Source organism: Streptomyces sp. NPDC047028 (assembly GCF_040644095.1).
Taxonomy (GTDB): domain Bacteria; phylum Actinomycetota; class Actinomycetes; order Streptomycetales; family Streptomycetaceae; genus Streptomyces.
The window spans coordinates 130,896-150,403 of sequence record NZ_JBEYVS010000018.1 but is presented as its reverse complement, the minus strand read 5'-3'; the positions used below and the strand labels follow the sequence as shown (position 1 = coordinate 150,403).

The window sequence follows — 19,508 nt, the reverse complement described above, 5'->3', positions numbered from 1 at the left end:
CCGCGATCAGGCGGTCGCCGTTGAGGTCGGCCGCGTACACGGTGCCGGTGCGCTCGTTCACGGCGAGCCCGGCCGGGCCGGCGCCCTCGACGGTGCGCAGTTCCCCGCGCCCCTTCGGGCGCGGGGAACTGCGGTCGATCGCGGGGCACAGCGAAGACCTACGAGACGGGTTCCCTTCGCCGGTATGGGCCGGATCAGGTTCTGGGGGTCGCCCTCCGGCTTTGCGGCCGCCTTCGGGCCTCTCAGCCCTACCGTCGCTGTCGGCCCCGGCGGATGCCTGTGCGTCTCGCCGAAGTCGGCTACTCCGGTCGGACTCCCTCACTCGTCTCGTAGGCTGATTACAGGATAGAACGCGCAAGCCAGTTCGGAACCCCTCAGAACTGTGTTTTTTGGGGAATTCCGGACCCGGTCGCACCCTCACTCCTCGGGCGGGAACACCGGCTCCCCGCTGCCGGTGAGGGTGAGCGCGATGGCCTCGACCGGGCAGCCCTCGGCCGCCGCGAGGACCTGTTCCCTCGCGTCCGTGTCGGGCTCGACGGGGTGGGACTGGCGGGCTGAGTCGAGCCGGAAGCCGCCGGGGGCGTGGTGGACGCACTGGGCGGAGCCGATGCAGACGGACCGGTCCACCTCGACGTGCCAGCGGTCGCCCATCCCTACGCCCCCGCCGGCAGGTGGATCATCTTGTGTTCGAGGTACTCGCCGTACCCCTCGGGCCCGAACTCCCGCCCCAGACCGGAGTTCTTGTAGCCGCCGAAGGGTCCGAGCATGTCCAGGCTGAAGGTGTTGACGGAGTAGGTGCCGGTGCGGACCTGCCGGGCGATCTCGACGCCGCGCTCGACGTCGGAGGTCCAGACGCTGCCGGACAGGCCGTAGTCGGAGTCGTTGGCGATCCGCAGCGCGTCGCGCTCGTCGCCGTACGGCAGCAGGCAGATGACCGGGCCGAAGATCTCCTCGCGGGCGACGCGCATGGAGTTGTCGACGTCACCGAAGAGTGTCGGCTCGACGTACCAGCCGCGCTCCAGTCCGGCCGGGCGGCCGCCGCCGGTGAGGATCTTGGCGCCCTCCTCCTGGCCGATCCGGATGTAGTCGAGGTTGCGCCGCTGCTGCCGCTCGGCGACCAGCGGGCCGACCTGGGTGGCGGGGTCGAGCGGGTCGCCGACCTTGAGCGCACCGGCCGCCTGGGCGAGGGCGTCCGCGAACTCGTCGTAACGGGAGCGCGGGACGAGGATGCGGGTCTGGGCGACACAGGCCTGCCCGTTGTTCATCCAGGCCGCCGGGACGATGCCGGCGACCGCGGTCGCGGTGTCCGCGTCCGGCAGGACGACCGCGGCCGACTTGCCGCCCAACTCCAGCGTGACCCGGGTGAGGTTACGGGCGGCTACCTCCATCACGCGCTTGCCGGCCGCGACCGAGCCGGTGAAGGACACCTTGTCGACGCCGGGGTGTCCGACCAGGTACTCGCTGACCTCGCGGTCGGCGGGCAGGATCGACAGCACGCCCTCGGGCAGCCCGGCCTCGCGCGCGATCTCCCCGAGCAGGTAGGCGTCGAGCGGGGATTCCGGGGACGGTTTCAGTACGACCGTACAGCCGGCCAGCAGCGCGGGGGCGAGCTTGGCGGCGGCGACGAACTGCGGCACGTTCCAGGGGACCACGGCGGCGACCACCCCGACCGGCTCGCGCCGGACCAGGATCGGCCCGAGGACGCCGTCGCGCCGCTCCTCGTGGGGGACGTCCCGGGCGACCCTGATCGCCGAGTCCCACACCATCATCGCGCCGAGCGCCTGGGCGAGGACGCTCCAGGAGTACGGGGAGCCGTTCTCGGCGGAGATGACCCGGGCGATCTCCTCGTGCCGGGCGGCGATGCCGTCCTTGATCCGGGTGACGACCTCGATCCGCTCGTCCAGGCTCGCCCGCGGCCAGGGCCCCTCGTCGAAGGCGCGGCGCGCCACGGCCACGGCCCGGTCCACGTCCGCCCGGGAGGCGTGCGGCACCCGGCCGATGACCTCCTCGGTGTGCGGCGAGACGACCTCGATGACGTCCGTGCCCAGGGGGTCCGTCAACTCCCCGCCGATGAACAGCTGTCCGTGTTCCACGAGCTGGGTCATGACCGCCCCGCCTCCCGCCGTACGGCTTCTGACACGATGTCAGAACTGATATCAGTTCTAGTTCCAGGAGTCCACGGACAGGACGAGAATGCCGCTGAACAGCGGTTTCCCCGGGGGCCGGTGACATTGCGGACCGGGTGGGGGCCGTGCTGCCACCGCTCAGCGGGAGGCGGGGCCCCGACGGTCGTCGAGGACGTCCGCGGCCGCCGCGCGAAGGCCCTTCACCGCCTCGTACAGCAGGTGCTCCCGCTCGGCGGCGAGCGCGGTGTCCGCCTCCTTCCGGGAGGCGTCGCCCGCGCGGGCGTCACGCACCATGCGCCGCACGACCTCGGCCAGGCCCTCGGCCGCGTGCACCGCGCGGTGCAGCGCCTTCCGCCACCGGCTGCGGGCCTTCGAGCACGACGGACTCCGCGGCCCGGTGCACGGCACGGGCCTGGGCGCGGAAACGCTCCGTCCGCTCGTCGACCTCCCCCGTGTCCGGCCGGTCCGCGCGCAGCGCTTCACGCACCGCGTCCAGGGCGACGTCCCGGTCGTACACCGCGGTCAGGTACTCCACGTAGGCGTCCCGGCGGTGCCGGCGGCGCCACTGCGCGAACTGCGAGCGCGCCGCCGCGCGACCGGTGACCATCGCGGAGCCGACGGTGGCGAGCGATCCCACGGCGGCACCGAGCAGCGCGGCCAGTCCAGCGCCCATGGGGCCATGCTGCCGAGGCCGGGGGCCCGGCCGGACCGGCATCCCAGGAGGCGGGCATGCACAGGCCGCTTCAACGCCCGCAGGAACCGGTCGACTTGGGCATCCATTGGAACCAGTTCTAGTTATAGTGGCGGTGGCCGCGTGAGGCGTGGGTGGCACGGTGGTGTCCGGCACGGCGTGGGGCGGAGGGCTGATGACGGGGACGAGGACGTTCGATCACGGCGGGGGGGTGCGGTCCGTCCAGGTGCCCATCCCGGACAACCCGCTCGGCCACACACTCGTGTACGTCGTGGATACCGACCGGGGTCCCGTACTGGTGGACACCGGGTGGGACGACCCGGCGTCCTGGGACGCGCTGTCGGCCGGGCTGGCGGACTGCGGTTCGGGGGTCCAGGAGGTGTACGGGGTGGTCATCACCCACCACCACCCCGACCACCACGGCCTGTCGGCGCGGGTGCGGGAGGCCTCGGGGGCGTGGATCGCGCTGCACGCGGCCGACGCGGCGATCGTGCGGCGGACGCGGGAGACGCGGGCCGAGCGCTGGTTCACCTACATGGCGGCCAAGCTCACCGCGGCCGGCGCACCCGAGGAGCACATCGCCCCGCTCCGCTCCCCGCGCAGGCGCACCACCCTGCCCGGCCTCGCCCCCGCCCTGCCGGACCGGGAGATCGTCCCCGGCGACCTCCTCGACCTGCCCGGCCGCCGCCTGCGCGCGATCTGGACCCCGGGCCACACCCCCGGCCACGTCTGCCTGCACCTGGAGGAGCGGCACCCCGCCCGACTGCCGGGCCACGGACGCCTGTTCTCCGGCGACCACCTCCTCCCGGAGATCACCCCGCACATCGGCCTGTACGAGGACCCGGACGACGCGACGGTCACCGACCCCCTCGGCGACTACCTCGACTCCCTCGAACGCGTCGCCCGCCTCTCCCCCGCCGAGGTGCTCCCGGCCCACCAGTACGCCTTCAGCGACGCGCCGGCACGCGTACGGCAGCTTCTCGCCCACCACGAGGACCGGCTCACCGCCCTGCTGGCCCTGCTCTCCACTCCGCACACCCCCTGGCAACTCGCCGAGCGCATGCGGTGGAACCGCCCCTGGGACGACATCCCCTACGGCTCCCGGAACATCGCGGTCTCCGAGGCCGAGGCCCACGTGCGGCACCTGGTGAAACAGGGCCGGGCCGAGCCGGTCGCAGGCAGCGAGCCGGTGAGCTACGTGGCCGTGTGAACCGGGCGGCCTTACCGACCCGGCGGACGGGCGGTGGGCGTCAGGCGGAGGCCGAGGCCGCGGGGTGGGGCGGGTTCACCGTGTGCTCGGCCGTGATGATCATCTCAGCCAGGTCGGCGAGGGTGGTGAGCTGGCGGGCGTTCATCTGCGGCGCCCGGGCGGCGAGCCGGACGAGGCCGCACTCGCGCAGGCGGAGGAGCGGATCCGCCTCGGCCTCCAGGGACTGCAGGACCGGCTGCAACGCCTCGTGCAGCGCCTCCTGTTCGTCCGCGGTGAAGAAGCCGGCCGACAGGCCGAAGTACCTGCGCAGCCGGTCGGCGTGTTCCAGGCTCGGCATGCCGCTCTTGCGCCACTCGCTCAGCCACTGCCGGCTGGTCCCGGCGATCCTGGCCAGTTCGTCCAGCGAGTAGCGCTTGCCGTCGGGACGGCGCCGGGTCTCCCGGATGAAGTCCAGCCGCTGCCGCACCCGTTCGGCCAGTCCCACCTCCGGTGCGCGGCCGCCCCCGAGCAGGTCGACGACGACGCCGACGGGGATGCCGGTCCGGTGCGAGAGGTCGGACACGTCCAGGGCCTCCGGCAGCCGTCCGGGCCGCCCGGTCAGCTCGCCGAGCCGGTCCAGCACGTCGGCCAGCGGGGCGTAGGCGTCACTCACCGAGGTCCCCCCTGGGCGCGTCGTCCGTTCCGTGACTCAAGTGGACGCGAGGCTACCCGGTCCCTCGCCGCGTCACCAGAGAGGCAACACCCCCTGCGCAAGAAGGCAGCAATCGTTGACAGTTGAGGGTGCGGTGGGTGAGGATCACGGCACAGAGAGCAAGATTGATCTGACCCGCCCCGGGTGCCGCCTATGGGGGAGCGGCACCCGGGGTGTATCTCTGTTCGGCTTCTCCCACACGAAGGTGAGGCGCCGATGCCGTCGCCCCTGCTGCTCCTCGGGGCCGGACGTCAGGCCGCGTACGGCGAGTTCCCGCTGGCGCGGATCGCCGCCGTACACCCGGTCGTACTGGTGGGCGCGGCCCCGCCCGCGTGGGCGATCCCCCTCCTGGCCGGTCATCTCGTGGCCGACCCCGACCGGGAGGCGGACACGGCCGCTGTGGTGGCGCGGTTCGCGGCCCGGCACCGGGTCGCCGGGGTCCTGACCTGGTCGCGGGAACACCTGGTCACCGCCGCGCGCCTCGCCGGGCAACTGGGGCTGCCGGGCCTGCCGTACGAGACGGCGACGGCCTGCGCCGACCCGGCCGCGCTGCGCACGCTGCTCGCCCGGCACGGGGTGCCGCCGGCCGGCCGCGACGACCAGGAGGGACCACTGGTCGCCGCCGAGGCCGTCGTCCACGACGAGGACGTCCACATCGTCGCGATCACCCGTACGACCTTGGGGCCGCCGCCCGCACGGCAGCCGCTGCGGCACATCGTGTACGCCCACGACGGCCTGCTGCACAACCCGTTCCTGCGGCAGGCCGTGGAGCGCACCGGCCGGGCACTGGGCCTCACCCACGGTGTCCTGCACGTCGAGCTCCGGGTCACGCCGCGCGGCCCCCGCGTCATCGGTGCCGCCCCGTGCCTGCCCGGCGACCTGATCCCGCTGCTGGTCGAGCGGGCCACCGGCGTCGACCTCGCGCGGGCGGCGGCCGCCGTCGCCACGGGCGGTGCGCCGGACGTGTCCCTGACCCGGCAACGGGCCGCGGCGATCCAGTTCGCCTACCCGGCGGCCACCGGCCGGCTGACCCACCTGGCGCTGGCCCCGGCCGCCGCGCAGGAGCCGTCCGCCGAGCGGATGGTGCTCAGCCGGCAGCCGGGCGGGCTGGTGCGGGCGGCGTCGCACGCCGACGCGAGTGACCGGCTGGCGCACTGGGTGGTGGTGGGGGCGGATCCCGGTGAGTGCGAGGGGGGGTTGCGGGGGTTGGCGGTTCATCTGAGCGCTGCTGTTTCGCCGCCGAGTCGGACGTTCGCGGCGTGACGCTCCGCTGAGGTTGGGTTCGTTCTTGACTGCGGCGCCGTCGTGGCTTGTCGCGCCCACGTGGCGGAGCCGCATATCGATGCAGCCCCGCGCCCCTTTGGGGGCGCTCCCCGACCGCGTGTCTAGAACTTCGCCCGGGATCTGATCAACTCCTCTGCTGGACCGAGCAGTTCGAGTTCTCGCGGGCTCATCGTCGGGTTGGCTGCTCGGCGGTTGCGGGCCTCGGTCAGGACGGGCTCTGTGAGGTCGGAGGGGTCTCTCAGCAAGGACGTGAGGGTGGTGTGGGCCGGGGCGGTGAGGGGGGTGTCGTCCACCGCTACCTGGGCCAGGATGATCGCGGACATGGCCCAGTCCAGGCCGGGTGGGCCGTCCTCGGTGTTGGACCAGTCGATGACGCGGGGGCCGTCGGCCGTGAGGATCACGTTGTCCGGGTGGAGGTCGAGGTGCAGGACCCGTGCGGCCGGATCGTCCGGGTTCCGGCCCGGCAGCGCGTGCAGTTGGCGCAGCAGCCGGGCGAGCAGCGTACCCGCCTCGTCCGGGCCGATCCCGCCGGAGGTGAGGGCGGCGAGCATCGTCGGCCCGGACAGCCGCTCCAGGACCAGGTCGGTGCGGGACGCGGAAGGCCGTACGCGGGGCACCGGATAGCCGTGCTCGCGCACGTACGCCATCACCGCACCCTCTGCGGCCGCGTCCCCCCACCCGCCCCGGTCGCGGCGCAGCACCCACGCGTCGTCTATCTCGTACACGTCCGCCGAGCGGCCCGAGCCGAGCAGTCTCCCCGTCGTCGTCATGGCCGTGACCCTAGTCACCGGGCGGCTGTGCCCACAGCCACTCCTCGAGGTCCGTTCGGCTGCCGGTAAAGTGGCGGCGTCGTCATCACACTCGTACGGGGGGAAGCCGGTGCAATTCCGGCGCTGACCCGCAACCGTGAACCGTCCCCCGGGCGGTGAGCCGGACTGCCTCGTACGGGATTTTGACCGGCTCACGTGCGTCGGCGTTCCGCCGCGCACGGCACCGTCGAGGTTCACGGAGCCGAGCCGCCCGGGGTGTTCCCGTGCGCTGCCCGGCTCTCCGAGGAGAGGCAGTCGCCGATCATGTACGTCCGCCGCAGTGCCGCGGTCCTCGCCGCCGTGGGCGTGATCGCCGCGGCCGGGTCCGCCGCGCCCGCCCTGGCCGCGGGTCCGTCCCCGTCCGCGTCGCCGAAGGTGACGGTCCCGTCCGGCCTGTACGGCACCACCGACCCGACGTACGACGGTGTCTGGCGCCAGTCGCTCACCCTGCTCGCCCAGGACACGCTCGGCTACCGGCCCGCGACCGCGGCCGTCGGCTGGCTCGCGGGGCAGCAGTGCGCGAACGGCGCGTTCGCCGCGTTCCGCGCGGACCCCGGCAAGGCGTGTGACGCCAAGGTGATGGTGGACACCAACAGCACCGCCGTCGCCGTACAGGCGCTCAAGGCGACCGGCGGGCACGGGGCGGCCGTCGAGAAGGCGGCCGGCTGGCTGAAGTCGGTGCAGAACAAGGACGGCGGCTGGGGGTACACGCCCGGCGGGCCCAGTGACGCCAACTCCACGTCCGTCGTCATCGGCGCGCTCGCCGCGGCCGGAGAGGACCCGGGGCAGGTGCGGGCGGGCGGCAAGTCGCCGTACGACCTGCTGGCCACGTTCGCCCTCCCCTGCGAGGGGAAGGGCGGCGGCGCCCTCGCCTACCAGCCCAAGAAGGGCAAGCTCACCGCCAACGCGGACGCCACGGCCGCGGGTGTCGTCGGCGCGCTGGGCAAGGGCTTCGCGGTGAAGGCCGGGGCCGACCGGGGCAAGGCTCCCGCCTGCGCCTCCGGGAAGCCGGCCCCGGCTCGGACCGCGGACAACGGCGCCGCGTACCTCGCGGACGCCGTCGCCAAGACCGGCCACCTCGTTTCGGCCCTGCCCGGCGCCACGGACCAGCCGGACTTCGGCAACACGGCGGACACGGTCGTGGCGCTCGCCGCGGACGGCTACGTCGCGCAGGCCAAGAAGCCGTACGCCTGGCTGGAGAAGAACGCCGGCGCCTGGGCGAAGCAGAGCGGTCCGGCCGCCTACGCCCAGCTGATCCTGACCGCGCACGCGGTCGGCGCCGACCCGGCGGACTTCGGGGGCACGGACCTGGTGAGCGCGCTGAACTCGTCGGGGCCCGCTCCGTGGAAGCAGGCGGCCGCGTCGTCGCACGCCGACGAGAAGAAGAAGTCGGACGACGGTTCCGGCAACAGCGTGTGGTGGATCGTCGGCGTCGGGCTCGTCGGAGGGATCGGCGTGGGCTTCCTGATGAGCGCCCGCCGGAAGCAGCGGCAGCTGTGACCGCCGTCCGCCGTGCCGGGGCCCTGCTGGTCGCCGCGCTGGTGCTGGTCGCCGGCGCGGCGGCCGAGGCGCGGGCCGCGGGCTACCGCTACTGGTCGTTCTGGGAGCGCGCCGACGGGCACTGGACCTATGCCACCGAGGGTCCGTCGACCGCACGCCCCGAGGACGGCGCCGTCGAGGGGTTCCGCTTCGCGGTGAGCCCGGACTCGGCGAGCGCGGTGCGCCCGCGCGGCGCGGCGGACTTCGGGACGATCTGCGCGGGGACGCCCGCCAAGCCGGGGACGAAGCGGGTGGCGTTCGTGCTGGACTTCGGTACGGCCGCGGACGCGCCGTCCGGTGAGCGGCCGCCGCGGGGACGTACCGCGTGCGCGCGGGTGTCCGGCGACGCCACGGCGGCGGAGGCGCTGGCTGCCGTGGCCAAGCCGCTGCGGTACGACACCAACGCCCTGCTGTGCGCGATCGCCGGGTACCCGGCGAAGGGGTGCGGGGAGCAGGTCGCCGCGGGGGACTCTCGTACGACCCCGGCCGCGGGTCACTCGTCCGGCGGACCTTCACTGGGGTTGCCGATCGGCGTCGGAGTGGTCGCCCTGCTCGCGGGCGCGGGGGTGTGGCAGGCACGACGGCGGCGACGCGATGCCGCCTGAGCCCGCACCGGATGCGACCGACCCCGCAGTTCCCCGCGCCCCTGGGGAGGTGACGTCCGCCCTCGGGCGCGGGTCCGCGGGGGCTGAGCGCGCAGTTCCCCGCGCCCCTTCGGAGCACTCCCCGGCCGAGGGCAGCCGCGCCCCTGAGGAGATCACGTCCGCCGTCGAGCGCGAGTCCGTCGGGACTGAGCGCGCAGTTCCCCGCGCCCCTTCGGGGCGCTTTGTAGCCGCGGGCAGGCGTGCCGCTCGGGGCCGCACGGGTGGGCGCGGCGGCACCCTGCGAGCGCCGGTGAGCATAGCGACTCCCGGGTCACGCCGGCGCGCCGCGCAGCTCCATCCCGGGGCCTGGTGGCTCTGGTCCCTCGGGCTCGGGACCGCCGCCACCCGTACCACCAACCCGCTGCTCCTCGCCCTCCTCATAGCCACCGCGGGCTACGTCGTGGCGGCGCACCGCACCCCGAACTCCCCCACCGCCTACACCGCGTTCGCGAAACTCGCCCTCGCCGTGCTCCTCATCCGCCTCCTCTTCGCCACCGCCCTCGGCTCCCCCATCCCCGGCACGCACCCTCTCCTCACACTCCCCGAAGTCCCCCTCCCCCACTGGGCGCAGGGCATCCGCCTCGGCGGCGAGGTCACCGCCGAGGCGCTCCTCTTCGCCGCCTACGACGGCCTCCGCCTCGCCGCCCTCCTGATCTGTGTCGGCGCCGCGAACGCCCTCGCCAACCCGGCCCGCCTCCTGAAGTCCCTCCCCGGCGCCCTGTACGAGACCGGCGTGGCCGTCGTCGTCGCGCTCACCTTCGCCCCGCACCTCATCGCCGACGTCCAGCGGCTGCGCGCCGCCCGCCGGCTGCGCGGCCGGCCGGACCGGGGCCTCAGGGGCCTGCTCCAGGTCGGGCTGCCGGTCCTGGAGGGCGCGCTGGAGCGCTCGGTCGCGCTGGCCGCCGCGATGGACGCCCGGGGTTACGGCCGTACCGCCGAGGTCCCCGCCCCGGTGCGCCGTACGACGGCCGCCCTCACCCTCGGCGGCCTGATCGGCGTGTGCGCGGGCACGTACGGACTGCTCACCGCGGCGGGCGGCACGTACGGCGTCCCGGTGCTGCTGGCCGGGGTCGTAGCCGCGCTCGCGGGGCTGCGTCTCGGCGGCCGGCGCTCCCCGCGCACCCGGTACCGGCCCGACCGGTGGGACGCGCGCGCCTGGCTGGTGGCCGGCTCGGGCGCCGCCGTCGCCGCGGCTCTCACGCTCGCCTCGGTGCGGGACCCGGAGGCGCTGCACCCCGGTGTCGTACCGCTCGTCGCGCCGACGCTGCCACTGTGGCCGGCCGCGGCCGTGCTGCTGGGCCTGCTGCCCGCGTTCATCGTTCCCGCCAGGTCCCCCGAGGAGCCGTCGTGATCCGGTTCGAGGATGTCAGCGTCACGTACGAGGGGTCGGCCGAACCGGCTGTCAGCGGCGTGGACTTCGAGGTGCCGGAGGGTGAACTCGTGCTGCTCGTCGGCCCGTCGGGAGTCGGCAAGTCGACGGTGCTGGGCGCGGTCAGCGGTCTGGTCCCGCACTTCACCGGCGGCACCCTGAGCGGCCGCGTCACGGTGGCCGGCCGGGACACCCGCACCCACAAGCCGCGCGAACTCGCCGACGTGGTGGGCACGGTGGGCCAGGATCCGCTCGCGCACTTCGTGACGGACGTGGTGGAGGACGAACTCGCCTACGGCATGGAGTCGTTGGGGCTCGCCCCGGCCGTGATGCGGCGCCGCGTGGAGGAGACCCTGGACCTGCTGGGGCTGGCCGGCCTGCGGGACCGTCCCATCGCCACGCTCTCCGGCGGCCAGCGGCAGCGGGTCGCGATCGGCTCGGTCCTCACCCCGCACCCCCGGGTGCTGGTCCTCGACGAGCCGACCTCCGCGCTCGACCCGGCCGCCGCGGAGGAGGTGCTCGCCGTGCTGCAGCGCCTGGTGCACGACCTGGGTACGACCGTGCTGCTGGCCGAGCACCGGCTGGAGCGCGTGATCCAGTACGCCGACCGGGTCGCCCTGCTGCCCGCCCGCGGCGCCGCGCCGCTGCTCGGCACCCCGGCCGAGGTGATGGCCGTGTCACCGGTGTACCCGCCGGTGGTCGACCTCGGCCGGCTGGCGGGCTGGTCCCCCCTCCCCCTGACGGTCCGCGACGCCCGCCGCCGCGCGACCCCCCTGCGCGACCGCCTGGCCACCCTGCCTCCACCTCACATCACACCGGCCGGAGGCGCCGCCATACCCCCGGCCGCGCCCCCGGTCCCGGACGGGCCCTCCGCCGAGCGGCCCCGCACAAAGGGCCTCTTCCGGCGGCGTCCCTCCACTGTCGCCGCCCCGCTCACCCCCTGTGTCGCCGAAGTCTCCGCCCTCGCCGTCCGCCGGGGGCGGGTCATCGCGCTGCGGCACGTCGATCTCGCCGTCGCCCCCGGCGAGACGGTCGCCCTCATGGGGCGCAACGGGGCCGGGAAGTCCACGCTGCTCGGCTCGCTGGTCGGGCTGGTGGAGCCGAGCGCCGGCAGTGTGCGCGTCGGCGGGGCCGTACCGCATCGGACCGCTCCCCGGGACCTCGTACGCCGGGTCGGGCTCGTCCCGCAGGAGCCGCGCGACCTGCTGTACGCCGACACCGTGGGCGCCGAGTGCGCGGCGGCCGACCGGGACGCGGGGGCGGAGCCGGGCACGTGCCGGGCCCTGGTGTCCGAACTGCTGCCCGGCATCACCGACGACACCCACCCCCGCGACCTCTCCGAGGGCCAGCGGCTCGCCCTGGCCCTGGCCGTCGTGCTGGCCGCCCGCCCGCCCCTGCTCCTGCTGGACGAGCCGACCCGGGGGCTGGACTACGCGGCCAAGGCGCGGCTGGTGGGCGTGCTGCGCGCGCTGGCCGCCGAGGGGCACGCGCTCGTGCTGGCCACGCACGACGTGGAGCTGGCCGCCGAGATCGCCCACCGGGTCGTCCTGCTCGCCGAGGGCGAGGTGATCGCCGACGGCCCGACGGCCGACGTCGTGGTCTCCTCCCCGTCCTTCGCCCCGCAGGTCACCAAGATCCTCGCCCCGCAGGAATGGCTCACGGTGGCCCAGGTACGGGAGGCACTGGCATGAATCCCCCCAGGCTCCGAGCCGCCCGCCCCGTTCCCCTCGGCCCCCGTTCCCTCGCCGCCCTGGTGCTCGTCTCGGCCGTCGGCGTCGTCGCCTTCTTCTGGCCGTTCCTCGCGCCGCCCAGCTCGCGGCTGAGCGCGCATGCCCAGGACGCGCCCTGGCTGTTCGCGGGGCTGCTGGTGCTGCTGGTCGCGGTCGTCGCGGCGACGATCTCCGAGTCGGGGCTGGGGCCGAAGGCCGTCGCGATGCTGGGCGTGCTCGCCGCGACCGGTGCCGCGCTGCGGCCGATCGGCGCGGGCACCGCCGGCATCGAGCCGATGTTCTTCCTGATGGTGCTCAGCGGCCGCGTGCTGGGCCCCGGCTTCGGCTTCGTCCTCGGCTCGCTGACGATGTTCGCGTCCGCCCTGCTCACCGGCGGGGTGGGGCCCTGGATGCCGTTCCAGATGCTGGCGATGGGCTGGTTCACGATGGGCGCCGGGCTGCTCCCGGGCCGCTCCCGTGTGCGCGGCCGGACGGAGCTGCTCCTGCTGGCGGCGTACGGCTTCCTCGCGGCCTTCGCCTACGGCACGCTGATGAACCTGTCCGGCTGGCCCTTCATGGGCGCGCTGGCCTCGAACATCGCCTTCGACCCGCATGCCGCGGTGGCCGCCAACCTGTCCCGGTTCGTCGCCTACTGCCTGGCCACCTCCCTCGGCTGGGACCTGGGCCGGGCCCTGTGCACGGTCGTGCTCACCCTCGCCCTCGGCCCGGCGGTGCTGCGCGCGCTGCGCCGGGCCACCCGGCGGGCCGCTTTCGAGACCGCGGTCACATTCGACGCACCCGCTGCGTGAGGGCTCGTAACCGGCCGGTCAGCAACGCGGTGAACCACCCCACATGACGCAGGTCACCTACGACCCGGGGCCGTAGTCCTAAATGTCCGATACATCCTTTCGTGCACCCTTGCTGACCTGCACATTGAGAGCCACGCCACACGACCGACGATTCCCGTCGATCCGGCCACAACTAGTAAAAGGGGTCATTGCGGACCCGGTTCCGGCCTGCTTCTCTGGACGACGTCGCCAGGCGCCACGAGCCCTCACGGGCCGCGGCGCCGACGTATGCGGCCACCGCACGACGCGGGGGTCACGGCATACGGGCGATCCACCGTCCCCGACGCAAGAGGTTCTCCGTGTCCGTCTCCTTCATCCGCCGCATCGCCACCCCGAAGAAGGCCATCACCGCCGCCGCCCTGGCCGCCGCCACCGCCGGTATGGCGCTGAGCGCGGCGCCCGCCCAGGCCGCCCCGACCTCGGCCTCCTCCGCTCAGGCGATCGCGCACAAGATGATCCCGGACGCCGCGCAGTACAACGCGTTCAACAAGATCGTCTCTCACGAGAGCGGCTGGAACATCTCCGCCACCAACAGCTCCTCCGGCGCCTACGGCCTGGTCCAGGCGCTGCCGGGCTCGAAGATGGCCTCGGCCGGCTCGGACTGGAAGACCAACCCGGCCACCCAGATCAAGTGGGGCCTGGACTACATGAAGTCCCGCTACGGCAGCCCCGTCGCCGCCTGGAGCTTCTGGCAGGCCAACGGCTGGTACTGAGCCGGCCCCCCCACGAACCGGCGGAACCTGACCCCGCCCAGCGAGCACCCCCGTCCCTCACGGACGGGGGTGCTCGCGTGTGTGCGGGGCGCGTGCGCGTGCGGGGTGCCGTCGGCGTGGGTCCGGGCGTGGTGGACTGGTCCCGCCCTGTCCGACCGCCCGGAGGAAACGACGATGCCGCCCTCGACGACACCGACGCCGGCCCGGGGCCTGGACCCGGAGGCGCGCGGGGTGCCGCTGGTGGCCGTGTTCCTGGTGCTGACCGCGGTCAGCGGCCTGATCGACGCGGTGAGCTTCCTCGGGCTCGGCCGGGTGTTCACGGCGAACATGACCGGCAACGTGGTCGTCCTCGGCTTCGCCGCGGCCGGCGCGCCCGGCTTCTCGGCCGGGCACACGGCGACCTCGCTGGCCGGGTTCCTGCTGGGCGCGGCCGCGTCCGGGCGGGTGGCGGCGTGGCACCGCACGGAGTCCCGGCGGGCCCGCGCCCGGCTCACCCTGGCACTGGAGGCGGTGCTGACGGGCGGTGCGGCGGCGCTCGCCTTCGCCCGGCCGCACGCCACCGGCCCCGGGAGCGGCACCGGCTACGCCTTGATCGCGCTGACGGCGTTCGCGATGGGCCTGCGCAGTGCGGCAGTCCGCAGACTGGGCGTCGCGGACCTGAACACCACCGTGCTCACCATGACGCTGACCGGCCTGTTCTCCGAGCCCCGGCTCGGCGACTCGACGAGCCGGCGCTCGCCCCGCCGCGCGGGCGCGGGCCTCGCCATGCTCGCCGGTGCCTGTCTGGGTGCCTGGCTGGTCCTGCACCACGGCCCCGCGCTGCCCCTGCTCGTCGCGGCGGCGACCGCGGCCGTCCTGGCGGTGGTGACGTCGGGCCACGACTGACCCGGCCCGCCCCGACCGTCCGTGGCCGGCGACCGTGCCCTCACAGCCGCTGGATGATCGTCCCCGTCGCCAGTCCCCCGCCCGCGCACATCGTGACCAGCGCGAACTCCTTGTCGGTGCGTTCCAGCTCGTGCAGGGCGGTGGTGATCAGCCGGGCCCCGGTCGCGCCGACGGGGTGGCCGAGGGCGATCGCGCCGCCGTTGACGTTGACCTTGGCCAGGTCCTGGTCGAAGACCTGGGCCCAGCTGAGGACGACGGAGGCGAAGGCCTCGTTGATCTCGACGACGTCGATGTCCTTCAGGGACATGCCCGCCTTGCCGAGGACGGCCTTGGTGGCGTCGATGGGACCGTCGAGGTGGAAGTGCGGGTCGGCGCCGACCAGGGCCTGGGCGACGATCCGCGCGCGCGGCCGCAGCTTCAGGGCGCGGGCCATCCGCTTCGACGCCCACATGATGGCGGCGGCGCCGTCCGAGATCTGGGAGGAGTTCCCGGCCGTGTGGACGGCCCTCGGCATCACCGGCTTGAGCCCGGCCAGCGCCTGCGCGGAGGTGTCCCGCAGCCCCTCGTCCTTGTCGACCAGCCGCCACATCCCCTGCCCGGCGTGCTGCTCCTCCTCGGTGGTGGGCACCTGCACGGCGAAGGTCTCCCGCTTGAAACGTTCCTCCGCCCAGGCGTGCGCGGCGCGCTCCTGGGAGAGGAGGCCGAGGCCGTCCACGTCCTCGCGGGTCAGGCCGCGGTGCCGGGCGATCCGCTCGGCGGCCTCGAACTGGTTGGGCAGGTCCACGTTCCACTCGTCCGGGAACGGCTTGCCCGGCCCGTGCTTGGAGCCGGAGCCGAGCGGCACCCGGGACATGGCCTCGACCCCGCAGCTGACGCCGACGTCGATCACACCGGCGGCGACCATGTTGGCCACCATGTGCGAGGCCTGCTGCGAGGAGCCGCACTGGCAGTCGACGGTCGTCGCGGCCGTCTCATAGGGCAGCCCCATGGTCAGCCACGCCGTGCGCGCGGGGTTCATGGACTGCTCGCCGGCGTGGGTCACCGTGCCGCCGACGATCTGCTCGACCGCGTCGGCGGGTATGCCGGTGCGGCCGAGGAGTTCACGGTAGGTCTCGCCCAGCAGATAGGCGGGGTGCAGATTGGCGAGCGCGCCGCCGCGCCTGCCGATCGGGGTGCGTACGGCTTCGACGATCACGGGTTCCGCGGCCATGGGGGTGCGTCCTCTCCTCGGTCGCCCGCGCGGCGCGGAGACGTCCCGGCCCGCCCGCCACGCAGAACTAGAACGCGTACTAGTTCTGCGTGCAGTCTGCTGACAGACCGTCCGGTGCCGCAAGAGTCGTGCAGCCCCCGAAGTCGTGATCCGCATGAATTTCGTACGCGTTCGGTGCCGCCGGATGTCTTGCGGCTTGTAGAACCCGTTACTACCTTCGCGACAGCCCTGCCTTCCTGATGGGCCGTCAGAACAGACGGTGGTCCGTCAGAACGAAACGACGGGAGCCCCCGATGCACTGCCCCGCGCTGCCCGACGGGTTCGACCTCACCGACCCCGACCTGCTGCACCACCGCGTGCCCCTCCCGGAGTTCGCCGGGCTGCGCGCGGCCGAGCCGGTCCGCTGGATCCCGCAGCCGCACGGCCTGGCGGGCTTCGACGACGACGGCTACTGGGCCGTGACCCGGCACGCGGACGTCAAGTACGTCTCCACGCACCCGGAGATCTTCTCCTCGTACCTCAACACGGCGATCATCCGCTTCAACGAGCACATCGAACGCGACGCCATCGACGCCCAGCGGCTGATCCTGCTCAACATGGACCCGCCGGAGCACACCCGGGTCCGCCAGATCGTGCAGCGCGGCTTCACGCCCCGCTCGATCCGCGCCCTGGAGGAGCGTCTGCGGACCCGCGCCCAGTCGATCGTCGAGGGCGCCCGCGCCCGCTCCGGCCCCTTCGACTTCGTCACCGAGGTGGCGTGCGAACTGCCGCTGCAGGCCATCGCCGAGCTGATCGGGGTCCCCCAGGAGGACCGCTCCAAGATCTTCGACTGGTCCAACAAGATGATCGCGTACGACGACCCCGAGTACGCCATCACCGAGGAGGTCGGCACTCTTTCGGCCACCGAGATCATCGCCTACGCCATGAACATGGCCGCCGAGCGCAAGCGGTGCCCGGCGCACGACATCGTGACGACGCTGGTGGCGGCGGAGGACGAGGGCAACCTCAACTCCGACGAGTTCGGCTTCTTCGTGCTGATGCTCGCGGTGGCCGGGAACGAGACCACCCGCAACGCCATCACCCACGGCATGCACGCCTTTCTCACCCACGCTGATCAGTGGGAGCTGTTCAAGCGGGAGCGGCCGGCGACCGCCGCGGAGGAGATCGTCCGCTGGGCGACCCCGGTCAACGCGTTCCAGCGGACGGCCACGCAGGACACCGAACTCGGCGGCGCGCGGATCAGGAAGGGCGACCGGGTGGGCCTCTTCTACGCCTCCGCCAACCACGACCCCGACGTCTTCACCGACCCCGACGCCTTCGACATCACCCGGGACCCCAATCCCCACCTCGGCTTCGGCGGCGGCGGTCCGCACTTCTGCCTCGGCAAGTCCCTCGCGGTCCTGGAGATCGACCTGATCTTCACGGCCCTCGCCGACGCCATGCCCGGCCTGAAACTCGCCGGCGACCCGCGCCGGCTGCGCTCGGCCTGGATCAACGGCGTGAAGGAACTCCCGGTCAGCGCGGACTGACCGGCCTCGTCAAGGAGCCGCCGGCGTCAGCGCGGCGCCGGCGCGTCCTCGGCCGCGGGTTCCCGGCGCAGCGCCGCCGCTTTGACGATCTCCGCGCGCGGCCCCTGGAAGAGGTACGACAGCCCGAACCCGGCGCTCACCACCGCGGCCCCGCCCACCGCGTCCAGGACCCAGTGGTTGCCGGTCGCGACGATCGCCGAGACCGTGAAGAGGGGGTGCAGCAGGCCGAGGGCCTTCATCCACCAGCGGGGGGCGACGATCGCGATGACGACGCCGCACCACAGCGCCCAGCCGAAGTGCAGCGAGGGCATCGCCGCGTACTGGTTGGTCAGTGCGGTCAGGGTGCCGTAGTTCGGTTTGGAGAAGTCCTGGACGCCGTGGACGGTGTCGATGATGCCGAGGGCGGGCATCAGGCGCGGCGGGGCCAGCGGGAAGAGCCAGAAGCCGACCAGGGCGAGCAGGGTGGCGAAGCCGAGACTGGAGCGGGCCCAGCGGTAGTCGACCGGGCGGCGCCAGTAGAGGACGGCGAGGACGGTCAGCGGGACGATGAAGTGAAAGGTTTCGTAGTAGTAGTCGAAGAAGGAACGCAGCCACCCGATGTTGACGACGGCGTGGTTGGCCCAGTGCTCGATGTCGATGTGCAGGAACCGCTCGATGCCGAGCACGATGTGCCCGTGGTGCTCGGCGCGGGCCCGGCCGCCGGAGATGGTGCCGCCGGTCGCGGCCAGCCTGACCTGCTGGTACGCGGCGTAGGTGACGCGGATGAGAAGCAGTTCCAGCAGCAGGTTGGGGCGGGTGAGCACGCGGCGCAGGAACGGAAGCAGCGGCACGCGCCGGAAGCGGGCGGGGACCGGCGGGGCGTACTGCGTCGGCAGGGGCTCCTGGTAGTACGGCGAAGTACGGGAGAGAAACGGTACGGCGACCGCGGCGGACAGCGCCGCGAGCAGCACCAGGTTGTCCCTCAGCGGGAACATCACCTGCATGTTCGGCAGCATCATCTTCGCCGGGAGCGTGGTGACGAGGACGAGCGCGACCGGCCAGACGTAGCGGTCGGAGGCCCGTCTGCCGACCCGTCCGGCGACCGCGAGCAGCACCCACAGCAGCTGGTGCTGCCAGGCCGTCGGGGACGCGGCGACGGCGGCGCAGCCGGTGACGGCGACGGCGAGCAGGAGCTGGCCGTCGTGGGCGTAGCGGACGGCGCGGCGCAGGGCGAGGCCGGCGACGGCGGCGCCCAGCAGCAGGAAGACGGCGATCTCCAGAGGGCCGGTCAGGCCGAGGCGGAGCAGGCCGCCGTGCAGGGACTGGTTGGCGAGGTCGTCGGCCCTGCCGCCGAGTCCGGCGCCGGCCATGTGGTGCACCCAGTAGGTGTACGAGTCGTGCGGCATCGCGGCCCAGGCCAGCGCCGTGCTCGCGGCGAACGCGGCGAGCGCGGACAGGGCGGCCCGGCGGCGGCCGGTGAACCACAGCAGCGGGGCGAAGAGCAGCACGGTGGGCTGGAACGCGGCGGCCAGGCCGACGCACAGGCCGCTCAGCCGCTGCCCGCGCACGGTGAAGCAACCGGCCAGCACCAGCAGCACCGGCAGGATGCTGGTCTGGCCGAGCCAGAGCGCGTTGCGGACCGGCAGGGAGAGCATCAGCAGGCTGACCGCGACCGGCGCGGCCAGCAGCGAGGTGCGGCGGCTGACGGGCTGGGGCAGCGCGCGGGCGGCGATCAGACCGACGGCGACGACGAGGAGCAGGGTCCCGAAGGTCCAGCCCCAGCCGAGGGCCTGTTCGGCCGCGTGGGTGAGGGGCCTGAGGACGAGCCCGGCGAACGGGGTGCCGGTGAACTGCGTCGAGTCGTACAGCGAGCCCTTGACGTGCAGGACGCCGTTCGGGCCGACCCAGGTCTCCAGGTCGGTGAGCCGTTCGCCGCTCGGGGTGGTGAGGACGGCGGCCACCTGGCGCACCGACAGGAGCGCGGCCACCGCCCACAGGGCGAGTCGGGCCGCTCTCAGGCGGGCTCCGATCGCCGTCGTCCCGAAGGCATCCGCCGGTCGCCCGCTGTGCTCCACGTTCGCCACGCCTCGTCGGCCTCCCGCCCCGTCGTCCCGGGCGCGTCCGCGCGCCGGGTTCCTCCAGCGAACCCCCTGGAGGGGCCGCACGCCCCCCCGGGGGAGACGCGGGACACCTCCGCTTCGCCTGACGCAGGTCTCCTTTTGTCCGGATGACGATAGTCCGCACGGTCTGCGGTTGCAGGCGGGGGGCGCGA

Annotated in this window: 18 protein-coding genes and 1 riboswitch; of the genes, 10 read left to right on the top strand and 8 right to left on the bottom strand. The window is 73.8% G+C overall.

Translation table 11 applies throughout. The features are described from left to right. Positions 1 to 417: 417 nt before the first annotated feature. The 4 genes from ABZ854_RS18330 to ABZ854_RS18315 form a co-directional block, all read right to left on the bottom strand. Positions 418 to 651, bottom strand: coding sequence for a ferredoxin (locus ABZ854_RS18330; RefSeq protein ID WP_361211515.1), 234 nt, complete (start codon positions 649 to 651; stop codon positions 418 to 420). Positions 652 to 653: 2 nt separating this feature from the next. Next, positions 654 to 2,105: an aldehyde dehydrogenase gene (locus tag ABZ854_RS18325; RefSeq protein ID WP_361211512.1), complete on the bottom strand. Its 1,452-nt coding sequence runs from the start codon at positions 2,103 to 2,105 to the stop codon at positions 654 to 656. Between the two features lie 159 nt (positions 2,106 to 2,264). Next, on the bottom strand, positions 2,265 to 2,420 hold the full coding sequence (locus tag ABZ854_RS18320) for a hypothetical protein (RefSeq protein ID WP_361211509.1): 156 nt from the start codon (positions 2,418 to 2,420) through the stop codon (positions 2,265 to 2,267). Next, complete coding sequence (locus ABZ854_RS18315; protein ID WP_361211506.1) at positions 2,410 to 2,799, bottom strand: hypothetical protein; 390 nt, start codon at positions 2,797 to 2,799, stop codon at positions 2,410 to 2,412. The genes ABZ854_RS18320 and ABZ854_RS18315 overlap by 11 nt, the downstream gene beginning before the upstream one ends. Before the next feature lie 193 nt (positions 2,800 to 2,992). Here ABZ854_RS18315 and ABZ854_RS18310 point away from each other — a divergent pair, with 193 nt between their 5' ends. Continuing rightward, the gene (locus ABZ854_RS18310; RefSeq protein ID WP_361211503.1) at positions 2,993 to 4,027 is read left to right on the top strand and encodes an MBL fold metallo-hydrolase; all 1,035 of its coding nucleotides are present in this window, start codon (positions 2,993 to 2,995) and stop codon (positions 4,025 to 4,027) included. Between the two features lie 40 nt (positions 4,028 to 4,067). Here the strand turns inward: ABZ854_RS18310 and ABZ854_RS18305 are convergent, their stop codons facing one another. Beyond that, on the bottom strand, positions 4,068 to 4,679 hold the full coding sequence (locus ABZ854_RS18305) for an XRE family transcriptional regulator (protein WP_361211500.1): 612 nt from the start codon (positions 4,677 to 4,679) through the stop codon (positions 4,068 to 4,070). A gap of 255 nt (positions 4,680 to 4,934) precedes the next feature. Between ABZ854_RS18305 and ABZ854_RS18300 the strand changes: the two genes are divergently transcribed. After that, positions 4,935 to 5,981, top strand: coding sequence for a hypothetical protein (locus ABZ854_RS18300; RefSeq protein ID WP_361211497.1), 1,047 nt, complete (start codon positions 4,935 to 4,937; stop codon positions 5,979 to 5,981). A 122-nt stretch (positions 5,982 to 6,103) separates the two neighbouring features. Here the strand turns inward: ABZ854_RS18300 and ABZ854_RS18295 are convergent, their stop codons facing one another. Beyond that, positions 6,104 to 6,772, bottom strand: a complete 669-nt coding sequence (locus ABZ854_RS18295) for an aminoglycoside phosphotransferase family protein (protein WP_361211494.1) — start codon at positions 6,770 to 6,772, stop codon at positions 6,104 to 6,106. 59 nt (positions 6,773 to 6,831) lie between these two features. After that, a riboswitch (cobalamin riboswitch) is annotated at positions 6,832 to 6,960 on the top strand. A gap of 115 nt (positions 6,961 to 7,075) precedes the next feature. On the opposite strand from ABZ854_RS18295, the gene ABZ854_RS18290 reads away from it, so the two are divergent. From ABZ854_RS18290 to ABZ854_RS18260, 7 genes are all read left to right on the top strand, one after another. Then, positions 7,076 to 8,311 (top strand): prenyltransferase/squalene oxidase repeat-containing protein, encoded by a 1,236-nt coding sequence (locus tag ABZ854_RS18290; RefSeq protein ID WP_361211533.1) that lies wholly within the window; start codon positions 7,076 to 7,078, stop codon positions 8,309 to 8,311. Next, a complete protein-coding gene (locus tag ABZ854_RS18285; protein WP_361211491.1) occupies positions 8,308 to 8,955 on the top strand; it encodes an SCO2322 family protein in 648 nt (215 codons plus the stop codon). The genes ABZ854_RS18290 and ABZ854_RS18285 overlap by 4 nt, the downstream gene beginning before the upstream one ends. A gap of 277 nt (positions 8,956 to 9,232) precedes the next feature. Beyond that, entirely contained in the window at positions 9,233 to 10,345 is a 1,113-nt protein-coding gene (locus ABZ854_RS18280) for a CbiQ family ECF transporter T component (protein ID WP_361211530.1), read from the top strand. Further along, positions 10,342 to 12,054 carry an ATP-binding cassette domain-containing protein gene (locus ABZ854_RS18275; protein WP_361211488.1) on the top strand — a complete coding sequence of 571 codons (1,713 nt, stop codon included), beginning with the start codon at positions 10,342 to 10,344 and terminating at the stop codon, positions 12,052 to 12,054. The genes ABZ854_RS18280 and ABZ854_RS18275 overlap by 4 nt, the downstream gene beginning before the upstream one ends. Then, positions 12,051 to 12,881 (top strand): ECF transporter S component, encoded by an 831-nt coding sequence (locus tag ABZ854_RS18270; protein WP_361211485.1) that lies wholly within the window; start codon positions 12,051 to 12,053, stop codon positions 12,879 to 12,881. Before ABZ854_RS18275 ends, ABZ854_RS18270 begins: the two co-directional genes overlap by 4 nt. Before the next feature lie 338 nt (positions 12,882 to 13,219). Further along, a complete protein-coding gene (locus ABZ854_RS18265; RefSeq protein ID WP_361211482.1) occupies positions 13,220 to 13,633 on the top strand; it encodes a transglycosylase SLT domain-containing protein in 414 nt (137 codons plus the stop codon). A gap of 174 nt (positions 13,634 to 13,807) precedes the next feature. After that, positions 13,808 to 14,518, top strand: coding sequence for a YoaK family protein (locus tag ABZ854_RS18260; RefSeq protein ID WP_361211479.1), 711 nt, complete (start codon positions 13,808 to 13,810; stop codon positions 14,516 to 14,518). A 40-nt stretch (positions 14,519 to 14,558) separates the two neighbouring features. Here ABZ854_RS18260 and ABZ854_RS18255 read toward each other — a convergent pair whose 3' ends face one another. Next, positions 14,559 to 15,728 carry a steroid 3-ketoacyl-CoA thiolase gene (locus ABZ854_RS18255; protein WP_129309403.1) on the bottom strand — a complete coding sequence of 390 codons (1,170 nt, stop codon included), beginning with the start codon at positions 15,726 to 15,728 and terminating at the stop codon, positions 14,559 to 14,561. Between the two features lie 293 nt (positions 15,729 to 16,021). On the opposite strand from ABZ854_RS18255, the gene ABZ854_RS18250 reads away from it, so the two are divergent. Then, complete coding sequence (locus ABZ854_RS18250) at positions 16,022 to 17,257, top strand: cytochrome P450 (protein ID WP_361211475.1); 1,236 nt, start codon at positions 16,022 to 16,024, stop codon at positions 17,255 to 17,257. A 26-nt stretch (positions 17,258 to 17,283) separates the two neighbouring features. Here ABZ854_RS18250 and ABZ854_RS18245 read toward each other — a convergent pair whose 3' ends face one another. Next, a complete protein-coding gene (locus tag ABZ854_RS18245; protein ID WP_361211472.1) occupies positions 17,284 to 19,320 on the bottom strand; it encodes a bifunctional glycosyltransferase 87/phosphatase PAP2 family protein in 2,037 nt (678 codons plus the stop codon). Between the last annotated feature and the right edge of the window lie 188 nt (positions 19,321 to 19,508).